Genomic DNA, 21,518 nt, shown 5'->3' with positions numbered 1-21,518 from the left:
CATAGATGAACCGGATCAGTACCAACATGCCCAATGACGACATGGTCTACCACCTCCAGAAGCGGGAACGGGCCCTCTACAGGGTACAGAACCGTATGTCCTCCCAGACGAGGATCCAGGACCTGAGGGACGACCCTGTGGGGGCGGCCCATGCGGTGCGTTATGACTCCTTTCTCACGCGCCTCAAACGTTATGGAGAGAATATAGAGTACGTGCAGGACTACTACAATGTGGTGGAAGGCCATCTCAAGGAAGGGGTGGAGATACTCCAGCGGATCAGGGAGCTCACGGTACAGGCGGCACACGGGACCTACACCCCCGAGGACCTCAAGGCCATGGGGAAGGAGGTCGATGAACTTCTCGAGCAACTCGTCCAGATCGCGAACGCACGTGGCCCCGAGGGGCGGTTCCTCTTCGGAGGGGCGCGTACGAGAGGGGAGCCGTTCCGGGTGGTACGCGGGAACGTCCCCGGGGCCGACGATCTCCTCATCACGGGTGTCGAATACATCGGGGACATCACGGAGAAACAGACGGAGATCGCGGAGGGGGCCTTCATCACCACCGGTTTCTCGGGGAACTTCGTATTCGGAGCCCAGCAACAGCAGGTGTATGCCACCGTCGATGCGCTTGACTACAGGGTGGGAGAGGCCGGATATTTTTCTATAGATGGAGTGCGTATCGACGTGACGGAAGGGGATACCCTCTATTCCATCGTGCAGAAGATAAACGATTCAGCCGCTCCCGTGAGGGCGAGGATAGATCCGGTGAACCACTCTCTCATCCTGGAGACGACGGTACCTCACCAGTTGTGGATGGAAGACGGGGAGGGAACCGTGCTCCAGGACCTCGGGATCATCGCTCCTCCGGATGTGCAGCGTCCGCCCGGCAACATCGCGGCCTCCGCTGTCCACGGAGGTGGTTCTCTCTTCGACGTGGTGATGCGTGTGAGGGATGCCATGATGGTGGGTGATCAAGACGCCTTGGGAGGAAGAGGGCTCGGTATGGTCGATGAGGCCCTCTCCGCCCTCGTGGGGAAGATGGGAGAGATAGGCGCGCGGGGGACGAGGCTCACATTCGCCTATGCTCACAATCAGGAGGAGATCCCGGATGTGACGGAACTCTATGCGAAGCGGGTGGATCTCGATGTGTCCGAGGCCATCATCGAGCTCAAACGACTGGAATTCACGCACAAGGCGGCCCTCTCGACGGCTGCGCGTATTCTACCACCTACACTTCTCGATTTTCTGAGGTGACGATGGGGACAGTGACGATTAACACGCGCCCATATGGGCCACTGACCGTTGACGAACGACAGATCCTCACCTTTGTGAACGGGCTCTTCGGGTTCGAGCACCTCACCAGGTACGCCCTTCTCGACTCGCATCAGCCTCCTTTCTACTGGCTTCAGTCTCTCGAGGACCCCCAGGTGGCGTTCGTGGTGATAGATCCTCGCGTCTTCAGACCCGATTACGATCCTGCACCTCTCCCTTCCGATCTCCAGGCGCTTGAGCTGGAACGGCAAGAGGATCTCCTGATCTTCGCGATCGTCACGATCCCCGAGAACCAGAGGGAGATGACGGCCAACCTGCAAGGCCCCCTGCTCGTCAACAGGAAGACGCGTCGGGCCGCTCAGGTGATCAGTACCGACGACAGGTGGCATGTCAAACACAGGATCCTGGAAGAGCTTGCGGCCCTGAGGAAGAGATAATGCTGGTCTTGAGCAGGAAGAAGAACGAGAGCATCATCATCGGAGACAATATAGAGGTCCGCGTGGTGGATATACGCGGAGACCAGGTGAAGATCGGTATCTCCGCCCCGCCTCAGATCAAGATCTATCGGGAAGAGGTATATCGTGCCATCCAGGAGGAGAACCGTTCGGCGCTGAGCGTCTCCAGGGAGATCCCTTCCCTCGATGATCTTCTGGGTGACGATGTTCCTTAATCTGCTCTTCGTGTGATTCCTATCTCCGCCTCGCTGAGACGGAGATAGAGGGGTTGTGCAGACGTGGGTGCCGCTCCCTGCTGCTCATAGATCGATCGGGCGAGGGCGAGCACTTCTCGGCCCAGCGCTTCCCTGAACCGGGGCACCACCTGTACCTTCTGGTCATCCGGGAACCAGGTGTCCTTGCATCTCTCTGCATGAGGTCCGACGAAGGATACCCTTTTGTAAGGGGCGGTGAGTTCGGAGAGTTCCCCGAGGGTGAGGTCGAGGTACTCCGTCCTGCGCTCACCTTTCAGGTAGAGGGCAGTGTAGTACCGCTGTTTCCTACCATCGATCACCGGTAGTACTGGATACTCCTCGCCCCGGTAGGAGAGCGCGTAGGCGTCGAGGGTGGGGACGAGTACGAAGGGGATCCCGAGGCTTACGGAGAGGCCCTTGATGGTGGCGAGGCCGATGCGCAGTCCGGTGAACGAGCCGGGTCCTGCACAGCAGGCGAGGAGATCCATCCTGCTCAGCGACGTGTGGAGAAGTGTGCACACCCTGTGGATGGTGAGGAGCAACTGTTCGGCATGCACCAATCCCCGATCCACGTGGAGGGAGATGTGGTCTCTTCCTGAGGATGCCACGACCGAGAGGAGTTCCGTGGAGGTATCTATGCAGAGGATGTTCATCGCCCTTCTTCCTGCACGGTGATCTTTCTTCTGGATGCGTCCACAACCTCTATGGTGATCGAGACGTGTCGTTCGGGGAGAAGGGCCTTCACCTTCTCGGCCCACTCGATCACGGCGATACCATCCCCGTAGAGGATATCTTCCAGGCCCAGATAGATGAGATCCTCCTCGGAGGCGAGCCTGTATGCATCGATGTGATAGATGGGAACCTCAGCCTCGTAGACCGTGGCTAGGGTATAGCTCGGGCTTGTCACGAGCCCGTCGTATCCCCACCCACGGGCCAGACCTCTCGTGAGTGTCGTCTTGCCTCCTCCCAGGGGCGCATAGAGCGCCACCACGACCGGAGCGGTGATGCGTGAGGCGATCTCCCGACCCACCGCTTCGGTCTCCTCGGGGCCGTGTGAGAGGTATTCTTTCAGGAGAGGACTCCTTGTTCCCTCAAGGCCTTGATGTGTGACTTGAGCGCCTTCACGGCACCCAAGACTTCCCCGCTCCTCGGATGCTCATGGAGCTGCACCTCTATCCTCGGTTCTCCCAGGGGTGTGTATTCGATGTGAAAGGATATCGGGATCTCTTCCTTCCCATGCACCACCGACTGAAACACCGCCCTCGCGGTGTAGGTCTTGCGGTAGTCCAGAGGGTGATCCTTTTCCTTAATGTCTTCCACGGAAATGAGTTTCATCTTTAGAGGATAGCGCAAAAGCAGGTGGGAGTCAATATCTGGAAGGAGAGGGGCTGAGACCGGGACGCATGTCGTAGATGATCTCCCGGAGTTCGTTCAGCTGGTGACGTGACATGCTGGTGAACATCACATGCATGATCGTCCCCTTCCCCCTCTCGGTGGTGACTCCCCGCACTTTCCCGTACGCGGAGATGGGTTCCCCCAGGTCGGTCCTGAAGTCGAGTCTGAGGAGGGAGCCGGGGGGGAGGGGATAATAGGTCCTCACTCCGCAGCCGCCAGCCGAGAGGTCAATGATGGTGCCATTGTATCGCTGCCCGGTATTGACGACCGCCTCCCGTCTCCGGCCCGTTCCTTCCACGATCTGGACCTTGTAGAAGTAGGTGGGCGCGTTGAAGTCGATCCTCTTGTGGCGTCGTTTCATCACCTGTGGTACCCGGGAGAGGTGGTCGATATAGAGGATCGGGATGGAGGAGCGGGTGCTCACGTGGCGGATGGTGGCAGGGGCGGAAAACAGCTGGGTGCCGTAGCGTACGAAGCTGAGGTGGACCCGGCTGCCTGGCGGGAGTTTCACGAGCCTTCCCTGTTCGTCGAGAGGAGCTCGTATCCCCAGATAGGTGGGGGTGTTTTCTGCCACCTCGGAGAGATAGAGTCTCCGGTTGTGAGGGAGGTAGAGCTTGACCTCTTCCCCGGGTTTCAGCTGTCTGGTCGATCCGAGGGTCCCCCTCCTGGGACTATTGGCCTCGATCACCTGTTTGATGAGAAACAGGTGGTGCTTCCTGAGGTCCTTCTCAGCATCGGGGAGTCTCGATTCCTCTATCTCGGCCATCTCGCGTCTGAGAATATTGTCGAGGACAGGGCTGTTGTGGAGTACGCGTTCGGGATTGGGTACGCGGTACTTCTTCACCAGTCCCTCGAGGAGACGGATATAGTGTCGGGTGAGACCGATCTTCTTGGCCGACCGCCGGAAGGAGAAAGTGCCGAGGCCCGAGAGGCTTCTCGCCCCCCCTCCGCTCCGTTGAGAGGTGAGCTTTCCCACCACCACGGTGAGGAGTACGGCACCGATGAGGACGAGGATCATGATGAGATTCGTGGTGGGGTCGGTCTCGGTGAAGAACTGGAATTCGTAGCGAAGGAGCGGCATCTCGCTCACCTGTCCAGCAGGAATGTGAGAAACCGTTGCATCCTCGGTATGATCTCGTATTCGAAGAGGTCTCCCACGAGGACGTAATCCTGATCCTCGTAGGCCTGCGTGACCTCGGAGAGGAATCCGTTTATCTCCTGAGCCAGGCCGGGAAGGCCTTCCCACTGTTCCCGGGTGTCCCTGTCGAGGTTCCCGAGCAGCCGTATGATCCTCTGGAGGTATTCGCTGAATCTCAGGACGATGTCCCGCGCCTCCACCGCCTTCCCCGTCTGGAGGAGTATGGAAACCTCGGAGAGTCGCTCGAGTTCGGAGGAGAGTGCCTGGGCCGTCTTTCTCAGGTGATCGAGGGGAGAGAGGAGTTCTTCTATCCTGTCCTCGATGAGGACGAGGAGCGCGGAGACGAGTTCGAGTATCTCCTTCTTGCTTTCGGGGGAGAGGGATGTGCTCGTGAGGAGAGAAGAGGTCTTGAGAGCCTTCTCGAGGGGGGATGCCCCTTCGGTGGGAAAGATCTCAGGGAGGAGGTAGGAGAGGTGTTCCCGCAGGGAGAAGAAGTCTTCGGCGAGGAGGCGGAGGTTCGGGTAGTCCTCCTTTTCCACGAGGGATTTCATGACGAGGAGGTATTCTCTCAATGTCGAGAGGGTATAGGCCCTGAATTCCTGCGGAGTATAGGCGGTGATCTCCAGCATCTTCACCTGATCCACGGGAAGGCGTTCCCACTCGTTCCTCTCTTCGAGAGGGATCGCGGCCTCTCCGTTGAGTCGGGCTTCGGTGATGAAGAGACCCGCCTTGTTGAGCCACTCCTCCACTCCTGAGAAGACTTCCCCGAGCGTTTGTTCGTGTTCGAGCGCGATGTCCACTTTCTTCTGGTTGATGACGAGCTCCATGTGTTCCCCCTATCTGTTCTGATTCGAAAGGGATCGGGAGAAGTTTTCGATCTCCTGGGAATTCTTTTCGAGCGTCTCCAGCATCCCCTCCATCATACCATACTTTCTTCGGAGTTCCACCTCGTAGTCCTGAAGGTATTCCTTGTAGTCTTCGATCTCTTTGTTGGTGGCGTTTATCTTCGTCTTCAAGGTGTTGAGACGTATGTCGTACACCCCCCCCGTGCTCCCGTACTGCTTCAGGGTCTCCTCCGTGAGGAAGGCAGCTCCTGTATCGACCACGAGGTCCCCGTCGGTGTCCCTCCCGAAGAGATCCTTGATCACGAGGATGTCCTTCTCCAGGGCGGCATCCAGGACGTTTTCGTCGATCTCGAGGTAGCCTCGCAGCTTGGTACGGTCGAATGGGCCTCCCCTCGTGGCATTGGTTGAGACTCCTATCTGGGCGAGGAGCCGGACGGAGGGATCCCTCGTCTCATACGGGTTCATCATGATGGTCTGGAGCTTGTTCCTGAGCTGAGTGAGCGTCATGTCGCCGCGGAAGATCCCCAGCTTCTCCTTCGCTCCTTCCCGCTCTTCGTCGGTGAAATACCCTATCTCGGAGATCACCTGTTCGTCACCCTGGGTGTATATGTTGAGATAGGCCATGAGCCTGTTGTACTGTCCGACGAACGAGATGATGGTGTCCTTGATGGTCTCCTTGTCGGGGCGGATGGAGAGGTTCACCGTGCGATCACTCGTGTCGTGAAGATGGAGGGTCGTCCCGGGGATCGCGTCCTCGATGTCGTTTGTGGGTCGGGTGAGGGGAATACCGTCGAGGAGGAACTCGGCGTCTTGGGCCTGGCTCACGGGATGTTTCGGGATGAAATCCGCCCGCACCGACGGATCGTAGACGCGGAGGGATGAGATCGTGATCTCTTTGTGGGTGTTCCTGTTCCGCAATGCGATCGCGTCCAGACCGTCCACAAGGGACGAGAGAGGAATGGTGATCGTCTTGGGAAACGGTCCCCGGTCGAGAGGAGTGAGGGGCACCGTCCTCCCGTTCTTCATGGCAAAGAGTACCTGATCGTCGTCTACGCGGGCAGGGGTCGGAGGTGGAGTCCATTGGGGGAGGGGTACCTCCGAAGGAGCTCCCTCCACCGAGATACCATCCAGTGTCACCCCTTCCGTGCCGGGAAGGGAAGGGCCGGGAGGGGGGGTGGGTTGAGGTGGTTCCTCGAGTTCCTTCACATCCAACGTCACCTCCAGGACCATCTGAGGGGTCACCTTGACGGGAGGAGAGACAGGAATCTGAAGCGAACTCCCCGGAGGGAGGACGAGGGTGGAGTCCACGATCCTGTGGCCGGATTCTTCCAGGGGGGTCTCCCACGCGGCGATATGGGCCTCATCGAATCGAGCCTCGAAGGAGGTGACGGGCACGGGCTCGATGAGGCCGAGCTCCACGGCGAGTTCCCTCGCTGCGCCTTCGAAGGCGAGGGCGGCGTCCTTGCCTGTCTTGAGCGATTCGATGAGGAGGACTTGCTGGGTGGGGGACTGTCGTACGATGCTCGCCTTGAGCACTCCTTCCCCCCGCCGGTTGAGACGGGCGATGAAGTCCTCGATGGTGCCGCCGGAAAACGAGAAGCCGACCTCTTCTTCCCCTATGCGGAAGGTATAGGTTCCCTCCGGTACGGTGTAATCCTCGGATAGGGGATCGGAGAGGAAGCGGTCCGCTGTAGCGAGACGGGTGACCTTGATCCTGTGCGTCCCCTCCAGGGCCTCTCTGGTGGTGGATGCGGTGAGCACTCGCTCGTCGGAACTCTCTGCAACCTTTTCCTGGAAGGGATTCTCGAATCCGTAGAGGCGCTTTGCACTTTCCCTCACCTTGGAGGTGAGGGTGGCTATTTCCTGCCAGGCTTCCTGCTGTTTCTTGTAAGAGGCGAGGGTGTCCTCCATTCGAGTGAGGGGAACCTTTTTCGCCTCGACGAGCTTGCCGACGAGTTCTTCCGTGTTGTATTTACTCGTGACACCGGGAATTGAGATGTCGGACATGCGAGGCCCCCTCCATTCTCCCCCCTATACCTGCTCGTCTACCAGAAGAGCCACTGCCTCTCGTATGCGTCTATGAAGACGCTGCAATGCTTCTGGCGGGAGCTCCTTTATCACCTTTTCGGTTTCCCTGTCGATCACCTTTACGATTACCTGATGCACTTCTGGATCTATCATGTACTTGAGGCGTCTATTGAAAAGAGAAGGGAGTCGTGTCGGGGGACTGAGTGTCTCCTTCCTGGGTGTTTGCCTCGCCGTGCCGGATGTCTCGTGGGCTGTGCGTATATCGTTTGCCTGTCGATGTGTATCATAGTCCTGCTGTTGCTGGTTCCCCCCCCATACTCCGTCGATCCTCATGTGATCCTCCTAGAGGGGAGAGGATCGCTTCATGCGTTCCTCCCCCCTTCCTCAAAAGAGGATGCCTTACCCCAGCAACTGGAGCACAGACTGAGTCTTCATGTTGGCCTGAGCGAGCATCGCCGTGTTGGCCTGGGTAAGGATCTGGTTTTTCACGTACTCCACCATCTCCGAGGCCATGTCCACATCGCGGATCCGGGACTCGGCCGCCTGGATGTTCTCCGCTGCAACGGAGACGCCCTTCCAGGCCATCTCGAACCTGTTCTGATACGCACCGAGGTCCGCTCTCTGTTTGGAGACGATCCTCAGGGCGGTATCGACCTGACCGATGGTCCTGTTCGCGTCCTCGGGAGTCGAGATGGAGACGAGGGCTCCTGCACCCGCGTTCTGACCGCCGAGAAGGGCTTCTGCGGTCATGGTTCCTATGTAGATCCGCTCCTGCTGATCCATGTTGGCACCCACCTGGATGGTGAGGCTCCTGGGACCGTTGGGCGCGAATCCACCGGTGAGCAGGTTCATCCCGTTGAACTGGGCGTGGGATGCGATCCTGTTGATCTCGTCCACCAGCTGGGACACCTCAACCTGGATTTGTAGCCGGTCCTCGTCGCTGTAGATCCCGTTCGCGGCCTGGACCGAGAGTTCCCTGAGCCTGTGGAGGATGTCCTGGGTCTCCTGGAGGTATCCCTCGGAGGTCTGGATGAAGGAGACTGCGTCCTGGATGTTCCGGGCCGCCTGGTTGAGACCGCGGATCTGGGAACGCATCTTCTCGGAGATGGCGAGCCCCGCTGCATCGTCGGCTGCCCTGGTGATCCTGAGACCGGAGGACAGCTTCTCGATGTTCTTGGTGATCGCCGTGTCCCGTTCGGCGAGCGTCCTGTTCGCGTACAGGGCGCTCATGTTGTGGTTTATGATCATGTGACCCTCCCTGTATAGAGAGACTTCTGGAAAGGCGATCCCTGCCTTTCCCCCGGACGTACCGTCCGGTTATATACGTGAAGGAGTGCCCGGGTGGGATCCCGGGCCCCCTTGAAGAGACATCCCCTGGAGGGTGGACTTTTCAAAGAGCTACTACAATTTTACTCCATCATCCGAAAAGTTGCAACACCGATTGTGTCTTGGTGTTGGCCTGCGCGAGCATGGCGGTGGAGGCCTGGAGCAGGATCTGGTTCTTGGTGTAATCCACCATCTCGGCTGCCATGTTGAGGTCCCGGATGCGCGATTCGGCGGCCTGGAGATTTTCCGCACCGATGTCGAGTCCCTTCATCGCATGTTCGAGCCTCGTCTGGTAGGCGCCGAGATCCGCCCGCTGCTTGTTCACCTTCTTGAGGGCGAGATCGATGACGCCGATGGCGCGGTTGGCGCTCTCGGGATCGGCGAGAGAGATCGGGGTGTTATCGGCGTTCTTCATCTGGAGAGCCGCCGCGGTCATGGTACCGATATACACCCGTTCCCTCTGATCCATGTTGGCGCCGATGTGGAACCAGATGCTGGCCGTGACCACATTCTCCCCTTCCTCCCGAGCGAAGCGCCCGGTGAGCAGGTTCATCCCGTTGAACTGGGCGTGGGATGCAATCCTGTCGATCTCGTCCACGAGCTGGGAGACCTCCACCTGGATCTGCATCCTGTCCTCTTCGCTGTAGATCCCGTTGGCCGCCTGGACCGCGAGTTCCCTCAGACGCTGCAGGATGTCCTGCGTGTTCTGGAGGAATCCTTCGGCGGTCTGGATGAAGGAGATACCATCCTGGGCGTTCCGGGAGGCCTGCTTGAGGCCCCTTATCTGGGAACGCATCTTTTCGGAGATGGCCAGTCCCGCTGCATCGTCGGCCGCACGGGTGATCCTGAGGCCGGAGGAGAGTTTCTCCATGTTCTTGCTCAGGTCGAGATCGACGATCCCGTGTTGCCTCTGAGCGAACATGGCGCTGAGGTTGTGGTTGATAATCATACCTTCCTCCATGAATGGTGTAGTGGTCCGGGCGTCCATGCCCGGAAAATTTTCGCTCATGTCGGCACGCCGGCATACCGACACTACGAATAGGAGAGCCCCTGCCTTTGACCTTCCTCCATGGCAGAAGCCTCACTCTCTTATCGACGAGGAGGGGTATAACTTTTAGGGGGGCGCTGTTTTTTCGTGCAATCCGAGGGTCACACCTCGTCTTCGAGCATCTTCAGGTATTGAAGTGCGAGAGGGTCGTCGGGAGCGAACTCGAGGACCACCTGGAAGAGCCTTCTCGCCTCCTCCACCCGGTGTTGTTTGAGTGCCACGATGGCGAGGTTGGAGATGATCTTCGTGTTCTCCGGGGCTTTACGGAGGGCTCGGTTGAGGGCCTCCTCTGCCTCTTCGATTCTCCCTTCTTCGATGAGACATATGGCGAGCTCGTTGAGCGTGTCGGCATCATCGGGATGGAGGGACTCCGCCCGGCTGAAGGCCTCGAGGGCCTCCCCGTAGCGTTCCTTCCTCCTGAGCGCCCAGCCCAGAAGGAACCATGCATTCCAGACCTCGGGGTAGACTTCCAGAAACTGGCGGATGAGATCGATCCCCTCTTCCTCCCTGCCTCCTTTGATAGCCTCGTACGCCTGCTGGAAGAGTTCGTCGTAGAGGTGGTGCTTCTCGATCTCCTCGACCAGTGCTCGTACTTTTCCTTTCCTGGAGGGGGGCGCTTCGGGATGATCGAGGAACCGTTTGAGGTAGGTGAGGGCGGTGGCATAGTCGTGCTGCTCAGCATAGAAGAATCCGGCGTTGAGATACGCGGCGGGGGGAACCCCTTCTTCCATGAGGAAGAGACGGTTGTAGGTGAAGGCGGCGTTCTTTCGGTATTCCTCGGCCCGTTCTTCCTGCCCCAGTTTTTCGTAGTTCTTCGCCCGCTCCTCGTAGACCACGGCGAGGTTCAGGAGGTGAGCGGGGTTCTCAGGCTCTAGTCCGATCAACGCGAGGAAGATCTCCTCGGCGAGGTCGTACTCCCCCTGCTTCGCCTTGAAGACTCCTGTCTCGGAAAGCTCTTCCGTGAGAGAAGGGCGCACCGCCTTCGCGAAGCGGCGATAGTATGCAGCATGTGGGTCCCCTGGTTCGTAGGCGAGCACCTTGAGTATGCCGGAGAGGATCATCTCCCAGGAGAGCTCCTCCAGGGAAAAGGCATCCTTTCCCGGGGGGGGTTCCACGGGGAGGGGGATATGAGGGTCGATGGTGAAATCCTCGATGGAGAAGTCGAGATCTTCGGGGAGTGATATGAAGACGATATGTCGTAGGGGATCGTGTGTCTGTTCCTGCATGTTCTCTCCTTGGGGTTCAGGAAGGGGTGCTCACTGAGGGGTATCCGTGCCCTGTCGGGGGAGGTATTTGAGGGCCTCATTGAGACGGATCTTGTAGCCGTGGGGCACCTTGTCCTCATCGAAATGGATTCCGTACGCTCCGATGTCTTTCCGTCCCTCCACCGGCTCATAACGGATGATGAGACCGGGAATTTCGAAGGTCTCCTGAGGGTCTTCGAATTCCAGTCTGAGTCTCACCTCTTTCTTGAGGAGGAACTTGGCCACCCCCATCATGATCACCTTGGCTCCCGAGAACGAGAGGTCCCTGAGGAGGCATCTTCGGGGGACCATCTGGATGTAGACGAGGGTGTTCCGTTCACGGAGTTTGAGTCGGCGTTGCATCTCCTCGTTGAGGAGGATGCGCTCCTCTTTCCTGTTCTTGGCATTGATGTTGGCTTCGAGGAGGGTTCCCAGTATCTCTATGAGATCGTCGGGAGGCCTGTGTGTGTAGGAGAGGGTGAGAAAGCTCACCGAGGCATCCTGTTTCCCGTAGGGCGTGATTCCCGCCACCTTTGCCGAGACGAAGAAGGAGAGCGGCTGGTGTTTCTCCCGCTCCTGGAAGCAGAAGCGGAGGCTCACGAGATTCTTCGCCTCCTTCAGTTTGTCCATGAAGTTGAGCTTGTTGTTGAGGATGATCTTCGCCCCTTCCATGGAGGAGGAATAGATGATGCATGGCCACTGTTCGTCGAGGCACTTCACGTACGTCTGTGTGGGTACGAGTCCTATGGCGGCGTTGATACCTTTGGTGAAGGTAACCTCGATATGCTTGAACTGATTGTAGTATCGTGTGATCTGCTGGCTGGTGACGATGGCCATACCTAGTAGCAACTATGGTGCATTTCATCTCTGTTTGTCAACAACGGGTGGAAACCTCCCTATTCGAGGGCTTCGTTGATCTGGAGGAGGATCCGGGAGGTGAGACGTTCGAGTTCCTCGTCATGGGGAGAGGGGCTCTCTGCCTGTTCGTGAAGAAGCTCGTCCGCGAGGACAAGGCCTGCAAGGATCGCGATCTTGAGGGAATCCTGCACGCCTGTTTTCTTCATGATTTCTTCAACCTTCCGCGTGTATGTCGAGAGCACCTTCTCCATGTGTTGGGGGGACTGATCGGTCCTTATCGCGAATCGGGTTCCCAGGATATTGATCTCGAAGGGTTGTTCCATCTCTCGACTCAGAAGATGTCGAGTTCTGGAGGGGGGGGAGGGGAGGAGTCTTCCTCCTCTCCCTCTTCCTCTGAGGAGATGGGTTCATCCTCCTCTCCATCGGGAGCTTCTTCCTGCTGAGAGGGGGGGGCTTCGGTGTGTGGTGGAGCGGCAGGCGCCTTGTCGGAGGAGAGAAACTCGTCTTCAAGGGCGTCGAGGTGCTTGAGCGCGGAGAGAATTCCTTCCTCGATCTCCTTCTGATCCTCACGGTACTGATGGATGAGCTGTTCCAGCTCTTCGATCCGTTCCGTGTAGCCTGCGAGTTTCTCCTTGAGGAGGGTGTTCTCCTCTTTCAGTTCTCTCACCCTCTTGACGAGCTTCTGAACCCCCTCCTCCAGGGCCCTGATCTGCTCCACATTCACCATCTATACCTCCAGGGCCTTTTTCGCAGTGGCGACGAGCTCCTTGAAGGCCTGGGGATCCTCGATCGCCATATTCGAAAGGACCTTTCTGTTGATGGCGATATTGCTCTTTCTGAGCCCTTCGATGAAGCGGGAGTAGGTCATACCTTCCTCCCTGCATGCGGCGGAGATACGAGCGATCCAGAGCTTCCGGAATTCACGTTTGCGATACTTCCGGTCCCGGTAGGAGTAGACGAGGGCCTTCGCCACCGCATCCTTGGCAGTCCTGAAATTCGACTTCCGCCTTCCCCAGAACCCCTTCGCGAGTTTAAGAATCTTCTTTCTCCTGTCCTTTCGTCGTGTACCGTCTATCGCTCTCGGCATGGTTCTCTCCTCTTGTGTGTGGTGTGGTCAACCGTAGGGGAGAAGTCGTTTCACCCGCTTCTCCTCCATCTTGGGAAGATGCCCCGGTTTTCTCAGGTGGCGTTTGCGCTTCTGGGCCTTTTTCGTGAGTATGTGACGGAGATTCTGTTTCTTGTACTTCACCTTCCCACGTGCGGTGATGGAAAACCGCTTCGCGGCGCTCTTACGGGTCTTCATCTTCGGCATACAGGACTCCCCTCTACTTCTTTGATTTCGGAGCGAGCACCATGGACATGAAGCGACCCTCCATGCTCGGTGTCTTCTCCACTGTATAGCCGTCCTCGAGCAACTCGAGAATCTTCTCGAGGACACCTCTGCCTATCTCCGTGTGCGCGAGTTCTCTTCCTCTGAAACGGATGGTAACCTTCACCTTGTTCCCCTCTTCCAGGAACTCGCGTATGTGACGCGTCTTGAACTCGAGATCGTGGGAATCGATCTTGGGCTGCATCCTCACTTCTTTCAGCTTGTTCTGTTTCTGCTTCTTCTTGGTCTCCTTGAGCTTCTTTTCCTGCTCGAATTTGTATTTGCCGTAATCGAGGATTTTGCAGACCGGAGGTTTCGCCTGAGGGGCGACTTCCACAAGATCAAGTCCCTTCTCTCTGGCTCGTCGGAGGGCCTCCTGGGTGGGTACCACTCCGAGCTGCTCGCCGTTCTCGTCGATGAGACGCACCTCACGCGCGGTGATCGCCTCGTTCGTTCTGAAATCCTTGTCAGCCAATCAGCCTCCTCGCATTCGTGCTTCGCGGATTGTTCGAGTGGAAAAAACTATATCATTCTTTCCGGAAAGAGTCAAACCACCCCGAAGGGTCAGCCCGTGAGGCCTTTCAAGAGATAGCATGCCTCGGTGCTCCTCACGTTCCGTAAGGGACCCTTGAGGATCCGGCCGCGCCTGAACGTGATCTCCTTAAGGATCGGAATCCCGAGGTCCCTGCAGAGATCCAGGAAATCGGCACGGGTGCAGAGGTGGATGTTGGGAGTATCGTACCATTTGTAGGGGAGATCCCTGGTCTCCGGCATCCGCCCGGTGAAGAGGAGCTTGAGTCGTACCCCGAGGTATCCGAAGTTGGGGAAGTTGACGATCACCCTCCTCCCCACCCTGATCATCTCCTGGAGGAGCTGTTTGGGTCTGTGCACGACCTGGAGGGTGTGACTGAGGATGACGTAGTCGTAGCTTCCCGTCTCGTAGTCCTTGAGCCCCTCGTCGAGATCGCCTTGAAAGACGCTGATCCCTTTCTGGATGCACTGGAGGACCATCGCCTCTTCGATGTCCACCCCCATCCCCTTCACGCCCCGCTCCTCGATGAGGCGGGAGAGGAGCGCTCCGTTCCCACATCCCAGGTCGAGCACCCGTGATCCCGGTTCGACCATATCCACGATCACATCGAAGATGTAGTTCTCGCTCTGATACGACGCGGGCGAGGGGGGCATGGACCTCATGACGACCTCCTTCCCGTGGTCTCCCTGGCCACGGTCTCGAGAAAGGATGCGATGAGCGGGGTCTGCCGCTCGGTCTCTATGAGGAATGCATCGTGTCCATAGGGACAGTCGATGTTCACGTAGGAGACGTCTTTCCCCGCCTTCATGAGGGCGAAGACGATTTCCTTCGACTGGTAGGGGGGATAGAGCCAGTCCGAGGAGAAGGAGACCACGAGCATCTTCCCCATGACCCGTGAGAAGGCCTGGACGAGACTCCCGTATTTCTCGCTGAGATCGAAGTAGTCCATGGCCTTGGTGAGATAGATGTAGGTGTTCGCATCGAACCGTTCGACGAACTTGTCCCCCTGGTACTCGAGGTAACTTTCCACGCTGAACTGATCTTCGAAGTCGTAGCCATAGGTCTCCCGGTTCTGGAGCCTTCGTCCGAACTTGTCCCTCATCGCCTCGTCGGAGAGGTAGGTGATGTGGCCTATCATTCGGGCGATCGCCAGTCCCCGGGCGGGGATCTCCTTTCCGTAGTAATCCCCGTTGTTCCAGCGGGGATCGGATATGATGGCGTTCCTTCCCACGGCATTGAACGCGATACCCTGGGCGGTGAGTCGTGCGGTGGAGGCGAGTATCACCGCCGATCGTACCCGCTCGGGGTGGGCCGTGACCCATTCGAGCGCCTGCATACCCCCCATGGATCCCCCTGCAACGGCGAGGAGGCGCTCGATTCCCAGGTGTTCGATGAGTTTCACCTGGGCGTTCACCATGTCACCGATGGTGATCACAGGGAAGCTCATGCCGTAGGGGGTTCCCGTTTCGGGGTTGATCGAAGAGGGCCCTGTGGAGCCCTGGCAGCCTCCCAGGACATTGGAGCAGATGACGAAGTATCGGTTCGTGTCGAAGGCCTTGCCGGGTCCCACCATCGTGTCCCACCATCCCGGGGACGGGTCGTCGGGGGAGTGAAAGCCCGCCACATGGGCGTCGCCGGAGAATGCGTGGAGGATGAGGACGGCGTTGCTCCGATCGCGGTTGAGCTCCCCGTAGGTCTCGTAGCGGATGGTGATTGGTCCGAACGACTTTCCGCTCTCGAGGATGAGCCCCTCTCCCGGTGTCCCGAAGGTGAAATCCTGGGGGGTGACGAGCCCTATCCCCTTTCCATCGTCCCACCTGCGACGTTCCTTGCCCATGATCCTCGCTCCATTGCAGGAATGAGTGAAATGTGCTCTAATGGGCACATGATGTTGTTCGCCCTCGTGAGCATGCCTCTATTCCTGATTTTTCTGGTAACTATACTGGGTCTCGTTCCCGAGAGTAAAGAGGGGTTGTACCGGTTCCTGAGAGGACTCGTGTGGGCCGTGCCCTTTGCAGTGCTCTATGTGCTCGTCATGCAGGGGACGGGGCCCGCATACGAGGGGCTCTGGCTCTACGTACGGGAGGGCGTTCTTGGCCTCGGACTTCCCTTCCTGGCGCTCCTCCTCGCCGGGGAGATCTTCGGATCCCGCTGGGGGGAGGGGTTGGAGCGGTATGGCCGCTTCCTGTGGTTTTCGGGGGGGTTCCTCCTGGCCTTTCAGGTCCTCGACCTGCTCCTCCACGTGCGGTGGATGGGGGCCTACACCCTCTTCTCTCACCCCCTTCTCTTTTCCCTCTTCCTGTACATGGCACCACGCATGTATACCGAGTGGGGCAAGACGGGGAAAAGGTTGCGGATATGGGGGTACTGGATCCATGGGGTGGTCGTGGTGCTCGCCACGGCCCTCGTGCCATTCTTCTACTACAGCAACTTTCCGGTGGTGACCCTTGTAGTGTTGGTCCTCGTAGGAGGATCGGTGGCAGTGAGCGGGGTCTTCCTTCCCTCACTCATCTCGTGGGTAGAAGGTCGCGTAGGAGGGGGGAAAGAGGAAGCTCACAGAGTCTGAGGGAATGCCTGAAAGGGGATGTCCCTCATCGTAAGAGAAGAGCCCGCCTTCCATGGGCGGGCTCTTCTCCATGAGTACCGATCTTTCGCCGGGCCTTATGCCTTTCCTTCCGATCCAAGCACATTGATGATCTTGTGTTTGTAGAGTTCCTTGAGCTCCGCCCTGGCGGGACCCAGGTACTTCCGGGGGTCGAAGACCTCGGGCTGCTCGTGGAGCACCTTTCTGATCATGGCCGTCATGGCGAGTCTGCCGTCGCTGTCGATGTTGATCTTGCACACCGCCGACCGTGCCGCCTTCCTGAGCTGATCCTCAGGGATCCCCACCGCGTCTTTCAGTTTTCCGCCGTACTTATTGATCATCTCCACGTACTGAGGAGGAACCGAAGAGGACCCGTGGAGGACGATGGGGAAGCCGGGCAGGCGCCGTTCGATCTCCTCGAGTATGTCGAACCTGAGAGGGGGAGGTACGAGCCGTCCATCCGGGAGCCGGGTGCACTGCTCGGGCTTGAACTTGACGGCCCCGTGGGACGTCCCGATGGCGATGGCGAGGGAGTCCACGCCCGTGCGCTTCACGAAGTCCTCGACCTGGTTGGGATCGGTGTAGATGGTCTTCTCCGAGGAGACGTGTTCCTCGATGCCGGCGAGCACCCCGAGTTCTCCCTCCACCGTGACGTCGTACTTGTGGGCGTACTCCACGACCTTCCTGGTGAGTTCCACGTTTTCCTCGTAGGGGAGATGGGATCCATCGATCATGACCGAAGAGAAGCCCATGTCCACGCAGGACTTGCAGAGCTCGTAGCTGTCACCGTGGTCGAGATGGAGGACGATGGGGATCTCGTATCCGAGTTCCCTCGCGTACTCCACGGCACCGCGGGCCATGTGCCGGAGGAGGGTGGGGTTCGCATACTCCCTCGCTCCCTTGGAAACCTGGAGGATCACGGGAGAGCGGGTCTCCACACATGCCTGGATGATGGCCTGGAGCTGCTCCATGTTGTTGAAGTTATAGGCAGGTATGGCATACTTGCCTTCCATCGCCTTCTTGAAGAGCTCCCTTGTATTTACCAGACCGAGTTCCTTGTAGGAAATCATCTCTCTGCTCCTTTACGTAAGGGTGTGTAGTGCCATATTATGGACTTAGATGTGGGCTGTCAATAAGATCGGCTTCGGCTCTCCGATACCCATCCTCGTCCTCTCCCTTTTGTGCTTCGGGTGTCACTCGGGCGAGAAGCCCGTTCTGCTCCTTTCCGCCGAGGGGGTGACGTTCTGGGAGCGTGCCCTCTCCCTTCCTCTCGAGGAGGTGGAGGCGCGTACCGGGTGTGAGGTGAAGGTGTTCCCGGATGATGCGGATCCGGGGGCCCTTCCCCAGAGGTCGCGCGTGCTGGTGGATCCGCTCCTCCTCGTTTCCGGACGCCTCGTACCGGATCTGCTCCCTTCCGGGGGTGGATGGACCACCGTGTCGTTTTTCCCTTGGAGCAGTTTGGTGGTCCCCGAGGGGATCGAGGTGATCCATGCGGACATGGGGGATGCGTATGAGGATCTTGCAGCCTATATAAGGAAGATTAAAGAGAAACCGAAGCCCCCGAGGATCCTCGTGGTCTACAGGGAGGAGGACGAGATCCTTCCTGCCGTCCTGGAAGGGCTGGGCGTGGTCCTCATCCCCACGAACGAGACGACATCGTTGGAGGAAGTACGGACCCTTCTCTCGGGCGGCCAGGCCGGGGGTCCTTCGCTCGTGTGCATCCTCGACCCGGTCTTCACCGAGAGTCTTCCCCATTCCATCCAGGGTGAGGTGCAGTGGGTAATGTTACAGGATGCCCCAGCCGATACTGAACGTGAGGTGGAAGGGGTCCTCTATCCCGACCTCATGGGGATGTTCGAGGCATGGTGCAGAGGAGAGACCTCTCCTCCCTTGCGGTGGAAGTTCATGATCGTGGAGCGAGGATGAAACGTGTGCTTTCCATTTTTTTCACCGAAAACTATTTGACAAAGAAAATTGATGCTCATATAATTCAATTAGACGAGCGCTGGCAAAAGGAGTCGAGAATGAAACGAGGGATAAGCCTGTGTATAGGCATCCTCCTCCTCGTCGGGGCGGGGGGGGTGTATGCCGATGAGGTGACGGAAAACATCCAGGCGATAGTCATCGAAACCTTCGACGACCCCACTGGACAGGAAGCGAATTCGCACATCTGGATCGCGAGGGGAAGCAAGTACGCCTCCGTGATCGAAACCGATCAGGGAAGCGTTGCCTATCCTCAGTGGGCATATGTGGAATCCTATCCCGAAGCCCTCTTCCGGCGTCCTCCCGAGGACAAGACCCTCAGGGTCTTCGGAATCCACGGGAAGTTCGATCTCAAGGGCTACAACTACGTGGAGTTCTTTCCCGTGAGGGAGGAGAACGGCGAGTATGTCCCCGATCCGATCGTGCTCCCCGGAAGGGTGAAGGAGATGGACCTGTGGGTGTGGGGCTCGAACCACAACTATACCCTGGAAGCTCACATCCAGGACTACATGGGAAGGATCCATGTGCTGGACTTCGGATCCATCAAGTTCAAGGGGTGGAAGAACCTCAGGGTGAAGTTCCCCGGGGCCATTCAGCAGGCTGTCCAGTACGTTCCTTCACTCAAACAGCTCTCGCTGGTGAAACTGGTCCTGTGGACCACCCCGGAAGAGAAGGTGGACGATTTCTACGTGTACATCGATCAGATCAAGGTGCTCACCGATCTCTTTGAGACGGGATTCGACGGTGACGTCCTTGCCAACCCGGAGCAGGTACAGGATCTCTGGGCCAATGCCCCGGCACCAGGAAGAGAATAGGAGTGAACGATGAAAAGGATAGCAGGTATTATAGTCACGTCTATCATGATCCTCTTCCCAGTGATGGCTCAGAATGTGGATGAGATAGATCCCACCAAACTGGGCACCGATACGGCACAACAGAAGCTTCAGGAAGTCTCGGTGGACCGGTTTGAAAACCCCGGTTTCTGGACGGTGAGGATGCCGCTCGACAACGGCCTCGTCGAGTTCCGCCGGTTCGAAGGAGGGCCGAAGGACAAGGAGCCCATCCAGGCGGAGGTGGAGGCCGGTATCCAGGAAGAGGATCGCTACGTGCTGGGTGTGAAGGCATCGTTCTTCCGGCGGGGGCCGGTGGAGATCCTGGTGAAACCTTCGAGGCCCATCATCGTGGAAGGCATTGTGAAGACCCTCTCCGTCTGGGTCGTGGGTCGTAACTTCAACCACACCCTCAAGGTGTGGATAGAGGACGCCTTCGGGAACGAGGCGATCCTCACCATGGGCAAGCTCAACTTCACGGGCTGGAAACGCCTCTCCGTGCCGCTTCCCACCACCTTGAAACAGCAGGACTACCACTACGGACAGAAGTCCGGGATACGGATCAAAGGGTTCATCATCGAGTGTGACATGATGGAGACCTTTGGACGCTACTACGTGTACTTCGACGATCTCCGGGCCGTCACCGACCTCTTCCCCATAGAGGTGAGGGACGAGGACGACATGGCCGACAACTGGTGAACCGCTTATCACACACGCGTGAGACATTGTAAGGCCGCCGAAGGGCGGCCTTTTTCAATGGTGAAGGGTGGGGTCGGAAAGAGGGGGGACTCGTTCGAGGAACCGCCGGTAGTTGGACATGAGGTGGGTGGCCGTCTCCTCGGGGGAGAGGCCCTTGAGAGAGGCGAGGGCCTCGATGATGTGAGGGATGGTGCCGGGATGGTTGACCGTCCCCCGGACGGGCTGGGGGGCGAGGTAGGGTGAGTCGGTTTCCACCAGCACGGCCGAAAGCGGTGTGGCCCGGGCCGCATCTCTGAGGCTGTGGTTCCGGGGGTAGGTGAGAGTCCCTGCGAAGGAGATGTAGAATCCTCTCTCCAGGAGGGCCTCAGCCTCCTCGGGCCCTCCCGAGAAACAGTGTGCGATCCCTCCCCGGGGAGGGGGCACCTCGTCGAGGAGGGAGATGGCTTCGGGGAAGGCCTCGCGGAGGTGGAGGATGACCGGATGGCCGGTCTCCCGTGCGAGGTGAAGCTGCGTACGGAAGAGGGCGATCTGGGCCTCCTTTGTGCCGTAAGACCGGAAGAAGTCGAGGCCGATCTCCCCTATGGCCACGAGTGCCGGGTGGGAGAGGGCTTCCCGCAGGTGTGACATCAGGAGGGAATGGTCCTCTTCGCAGAGTGAAGGGTAGGCACCCACGGCGAGCCGGATCCGGGGATGAGTGTCCGGATAGCGGAGGGCCTCCCTCCATCTGCGGGGATCGGTGCACACATGGATCCCTCCCCGCCATCCTTCCTTGGAGAGGGTGCGGAAGAGGGTCGCCACATCCACGCCTTTGTGTTCCATGAGATCGAGGTGAAAGTGTGAGTCGATGTACTCCACTGATCCTCCTTTCTTGACGATACCGTCGGGCTGTAGGTATAGTGATGAACACGAGATGCCGGAGTGGTGGAATTGGTAGACACAGGGGACTTAAAATCCCCTGGCCCGGAAGGGCCGTGCCGGTTCAAGTCCGGCCTCCGGCATCATCCTTCCATCTGATCGACCATCCTCGTTCCATCGTCCACAGGAGTGTCGAGAGTATTTCGCGATCGCCCGGAAGGATTGAGAGGGCTTGTGCGTCTCCCGGAGGGACGAGCGTGATCTCCTGATGGTCTTCGAGGTGCCCGGGAAGGTGGAGGAGGGGGGCGAGGTAGCTCACGAGGAGAAGACGTTCCTGCACGTATTCATACACATAGAAGAAGCGGAACAGGTGGTCCGGCAGGCGGAGATGGAGCTCCTCTTCGAGTTCTCGGGAGAGGGCCTCTCTCGCGGTCTCTTGAGGAAGAGCCTTCCCCCCGGGGAACTCCCAGAGCCCTGCATGGGGTCCGCGCTTTCTCTTGCCCAGGAGGATATTGCCCTCAGGGGAGACGAGGAGTGCTGCCACCACCACGGTGTGATCCGGGAACAAGGAGGCGGGGGGGATGTGAAGCCGGGCGGCGAGGTAGAGTCTGAGGGCGGGGTGTTCTGTATCCTCCGGAGTGGGCGGTATGTCTCCGGGCTCGGTTATGCCGGGGCCTTCATGCCACGGGAGTACGTGGATGCTGCAGGTCTCGAGTCGCGTTTCCTCCCAGAGCGACTTGCCCTCGACCTCGCCCTCCCACACGAGGCCCTTCCCTCCGAACACGGGTGCTGAGGACCTCTCCGGATGTCCTGCGTCCCTCACAT

At 58.6% G+C, this 21,518-nt stretch carries 28 protein-coding genes and 1 tRNA gene; 8 read left to right on the top strand and 21 right to left on the bottom strand.

The window, feature by feature from the left end; all coding sequences use genetic code 11:
• Positions 1–5: 5 nt before the first annotated feature.
• From SPITH_RS07135 to csrA, 3 genes are read left to right on the top strand one after another with little or no spacing between them, the layout of a single operon-like run.
• Entirely contained in the window at positions 6–1,253 is a 1,248-nt protein-coding gene (locus SPITH_RS07135; RefSeq protein ID WP_014625002.1) for a flagellar hook-associated protein 3, read from the top strand.
• 2 nt (positions 1,254–1,255) lie between these two features.
• Complete coding sequence (gene fliW / locus SPITH_RS07130; protein ID WP_014625001.1) at positions 1,256–1,708, top strand: flagellar assembly protein FliW; 453 nt, start codon at positions 1,256–1,258, stop codon at positions 1,706–1,708.
• Positions 1,708–1,941 carry a carbon storage regulator CsrA gene (csrA, locus tag SPITH_RS07125; RefSeq protein WP_014625000.1) on the top strand — a complete coding sequence of 78 codons (234 nt, stop codon included), beginning with the start codon at positions 1,708–1,710 and terminating at the stop codon, positions 1,939–1,941. Before fliW ends, csrA begins: the two co-directional genes overlap by 1 nt.
• Here csrA and tsaB read toward each other — a convergent pair.
• From tsaB to metX, 18 genes are all read right to left on the bottom strand, one after another.
• Positions 1,938–2,612, bottom strand: a complete 675-nt coding sequence (tsaB, locus tag SPITH_RS07120; protein ID WP_014624999.1) for a tRNA (adenosine(37)-N6)-threonylcarbamoyltransferase complex dimerization subunit type 1 TsaB — start codon at positions 2,610–2,612, stop codon at positions 1,938–1,940. The two genes, csrA and tsaB, sit on opposite strands and share 4 nt — an antisense overlap.
• Complete coding sequence (tsaE, locus tag SPITH_RS07115; protein WP_081467738.1) at positions 2,609–3,031, bottom strand: tRNA (adenosine(37)-N6)-threonylcarbamoyltransferase complex ATPase subunit type 1 TsaE; 423 nt, start codon at positions 3,029–3,031, stop codon at positions 2,609–2,611. The genes tsaB and tsaE overlap by 4 nt, the downstream gene beginning before the upstream one ends.
• Positions 3,028–3,294: a hypothetical protein gene (locus tag SPITH_RS07110; protein WP_014624997.1), complete on the bottom strand. Its 267-nt coding sequence runs from the start codon at positions 3,292–3,294 to the stop codon at positions 3,028–3,030. Before SPITH_RS07110 ends, tsaE begins: the two co-directional genes overlap by 4 nt.
• A gap of 31 nt (positions 3,295–3,325) precedes the next feature.
• Complete coding sequence (locus SPITH_RS07105) at positions 3,326–4,435, bottom strand: PilZ domain-containing protein (protein ID WP_014624996.1); 1,110 nt, start codon at positions 4,433–4,435, stop codon at positions 3,326–3,328.
• A gap of 5 nt (positions 4,436–4,440) precedes the next feature.
• Positions 4,441–5,319, bottom strand: a complete 879-nt coding sequence (locus SPITH_RS07100; RefSeq protein ID WP_014624995.1) for a V-type ATP synthase subunit I domain-containing protein — start codon at positions 5,317–5,319, stop codon at positions 4,441–4,443.
• Positions 5,320–5,328: 9 nt separating this feature from the next.
• Positions 5,329–7,344: a flagellar filament capping protein FliD gene (gene fliD, locus SPITH_RS07095; RefSeq protein ID WP_014624994.1), complete on the bottom strand. Its 2,016-nt coding sequence runs from the start codon at positions 7,342–7,344 to the stop codon at positions 5,329–5,331.
• Positions 7,345–7,368: 24 nt separating this feature from the next.
• Positions 7,369–7,698, bottom strand: coding sequence for a flagellar protein FlaG (locus SPITH_RS07090; protein ID WP_014624993.1), 330 nt, complete (start codon positions 7,696–7,698; stop codon positions 7,369–7,371).
• A 66-nt stretch (positions 7,699–7,764) separates the two neighbouring features.
• A complete protein-coding gene (locus tag SPITH_RS07085) occupies positions 7,765–8,613 on the bottom strand; it encodes a flagellin N-terminal helical domain-containing protein (protein ID WP_014624992.1) in 849 nt (282 codons plus the stop codon).
• Positions 8,614–8,782: 169 nt separating this feature from the next.
• Entirely contained in the window at positions 8,783–9,640 is an 858-nt protein-coding gene (locus SPITH_RS07080; RefSeq protein ID WP_013313566.1) for a flagellin N-terminal helical domain-containing protein, read from the bottom strand.
• Between the two features lie 200 nt (positions 9,641–9,840).
• Positions 9,841–10,965: a tetratricopeptide repeat protein gene (locus SPITH_RS07075; RefSeq protein ID WP_014624991.1), complete on the bottom strand. Its 1,125-nt coding sequence runs from the start codon at positions 10,963–10,965 to the stop codon at positions 9,841–9,843.
• Positions 10,966–10,995: 30 nt separating this feature from the next.
• On the bottom strand, positions 10,996–11,820 hold the full coding sequence (locus SPITH_RS07070) for a PilZ domain-containing protein (RefSeq protein WP_014624990.1): 825 nt from the start codon (positions 11,818–11,820) through the stop codon (positions 10,996–10,998).
• 59 nt (positions 11,821–11,879) lie between these two features.
• Entirely contained in the window at positions 11,880–12,164 is a 285-nt protein-coding gene (locus SPITH_RS07065; protein WP_014624989.1) for a cell division protein ZapA, read from the bottom strand.
• 8 nt (positions 12,165–12,172) lie between these two features.
• Entirely contained in the window at positions 12,173–12,568 is a 396-nt protein-coding gene (locus SPITH_RS07060) for a cell division protein ZapB (protein WP_014624988.1), read from the bottom strand.
• Complete coding sequence (gene rplT / locus SPITH_RS07055) at positions 12,569–12,928, bottom strand: 50S ribosomal protein L20 (RefSeq protein WP_013313571.1); 360 nt, start codon at positions 12,926–12,928, stop codon at positions 12,569–12,571.
• Between the two features lie 27 nt (positions 12,929–12,955).
• Positions 12,956–13,153 carry a 50S ribosomal protein L35 gene (gene rpmI, locus SPITH_RS07050; RefSeq protein ID WP_013313572.1) on the bottom strand — a complete coding sequence of 66 codons (198 nt, stop codon included), beginning with the start codon at positions 13,151–13,153 and terminating at the stop codon, positions 12,956–12,958.
• Between the two features lie 13 nt (positions 13,154–13,166).
• A complete protein-coding gene (gene infC / locus SPITH_RS07045) occupies positions 13,167–13,685 on the bottom strand; it encodes a translation initiation factor IF-3 (protein WP_013313573.1) in 519 nt (172 codons plus the stop codon).
• A gap of 89 nt (positions 13,686–13,774) precedes the next feature.
• The gene (gene metW / locus SPITH_RS07040; RefSeq protein ID WP_014624987.1) at positions 13,775–14,404 is read right to left on the bottom strand and encodes a methionine biosynthesis protein MetW; all 630 of its coding nucleotides are present in this window, start codon (positions 14,402–14,404) and stop codon (positions 13,775–13,777) included.
• Positions 14,401–15,579 (bottom strand): homoserine O-acetyltransferase MetX, encoded by a 1,179-nt coding sequence (metX, locus tag SPITH_RS07035; protein WP_014624986.1) that lies wholly within the window; start codon positions 15,577–15,579, stop codon positions 14,401–14,403. Before metX ends, metW begins: the two co-directional genes overlap by 4 nt.
• 48 nt (positions 15,580–15,627) lie before the next feature.
• On the opposite strand from metX, the gene SPITH_RS07030 reads away from it, so the two are divergent.
• The gene (locus tag SPITH_RS07030; protein ID WP_245523351.1) at positions 15,628–16,308 is read left to right on the top strand and encodes a hypothetical protein; all 681 of its coding nucleotides are present in this window, start codon (positions 15,628–15,630) and stop codon (positions 16,306–16,308) included.
• 95 nt (positions 16,309–16,403) lie between these two features.
• Here SPITH_RS07030 and SPITH_RS07025 read toward each other — a convergent pair whose 3' ends face one another.
• Positions 16,404–17,396 carry a class II fructose-bisphosphate aldolase gene (locus SPITH_RS07025; protein WP_013313577.1) on the bottom strand — a complete coding sequence of 331 codons (993 nt, stop codon included), beginning with the start codon at positions 17,394–17,396 and terminating at the stop codon, positions 16,404–16,406.
• Positions 17,397–17,445: 49 nt separating this feature from the next.
• Here SPITH_RS07025 and SPITH_RS07020 point away from each other — a divergent pair, with 49 nt between their 5' ends.
• The 3 genes from SPITH_RS07020 to SPITH_RS07010 all read left to right on the top strand — a co-directional run bounded on the left by SPITH_RS07020 (position 17,446) and on the right by SPITH_RS07010 (position 19,838).
• A complete protein-coding gene (locus SPITH_RS07020; RefSeq protein WP_014624984.1) occupies positions 17,446–18,252 on the top strand; it encodes a hypothetical protein in 807 nt (268 codons plus the stop codon).
• Between the two features lie 98 nt (positions 18,253–18,350).
• Positions 18,351–19,124 (top strand): flagellar filament outer layer protein FlaA, encoded by a 774-nt coding sequence (locus SPITH_RS07015; RefSeq protein WP_041624058.1) that lies wholly within the window; start codon positions 18,351–18,353, stop codon positions 19,122–19,124.
• 9 nt (positions 19,125–19,133) lie between these two features.
• Positions 19,134–19,838: a flagellar filament outer layer protein FlaA gene (locus tag SPITH_RS07010; RefSeq protein ID WP_014624982.1), complete on the top strand. Its 705-nt coding sequence runs from the start codon at positions 19,134–19,136 to the stop codon at positions 19,836–19,838.
• Between the two features lie 54 nt (positions 19,839–19,892).
• Here SPITH_RS07010 and SPITH_RS07005 read toward each other — a convergent pair whose 3' ends face one another.
• Complete coding sequence (locus tag SPITH_RS07005; protein WP_014624981.1) at positions 19,893–20,693, bottom strand: TatD family hydrolase; 801 nt, start codon at positions 20,691–20,693, stop codon at positions 19,893–19,895.
• A gap of 57 nt (positions 20,694–20,750) precedes the next feature.
• Between SPITH_RS07005 and SPITH_RS07000 the strand changes: the two genes are divergently transcribed.
• Positions 20,751–20,836: transfer RNA gene (locus SPITH_RS07000), tRNA-Leu, on the top strand.
• Here the strand turns inward: SPITH_RS07000 and SPITH_RS12000 are convergent.
• A complete protein-coding gene (locus tag SPITH_RS12000) occupies positions 20,818–21,516 on the bottom strand; it encodes an NUDIX hydrolase (RefSeq protein WP_014624980.1) in 699 nt (232 codons plus the stop codon). The two genes, SPITH_RS07000 and SPITH_RS12000, sit on opposite strands and share 19 nt — an antisense overlap.
• Positions 21,517–21,518 lie beyond the last annotated feature (2 nt).

Origin of the sequence: Spirochaeta thermophila DSM 6578, from assembly GCF_000184345.1 — a bacterium.
Lineage (GTDB): Bacteria > Spirochaetota > Spirochaetia > Winmispirales > Winmispiraceae > Winmispira > Winmispira thermophila.
The sequence above is the reverse complement of the archived record's forward strand: the minus strand, read 5'-3'. Positions and strand labels throughout refer to the sequence as shown.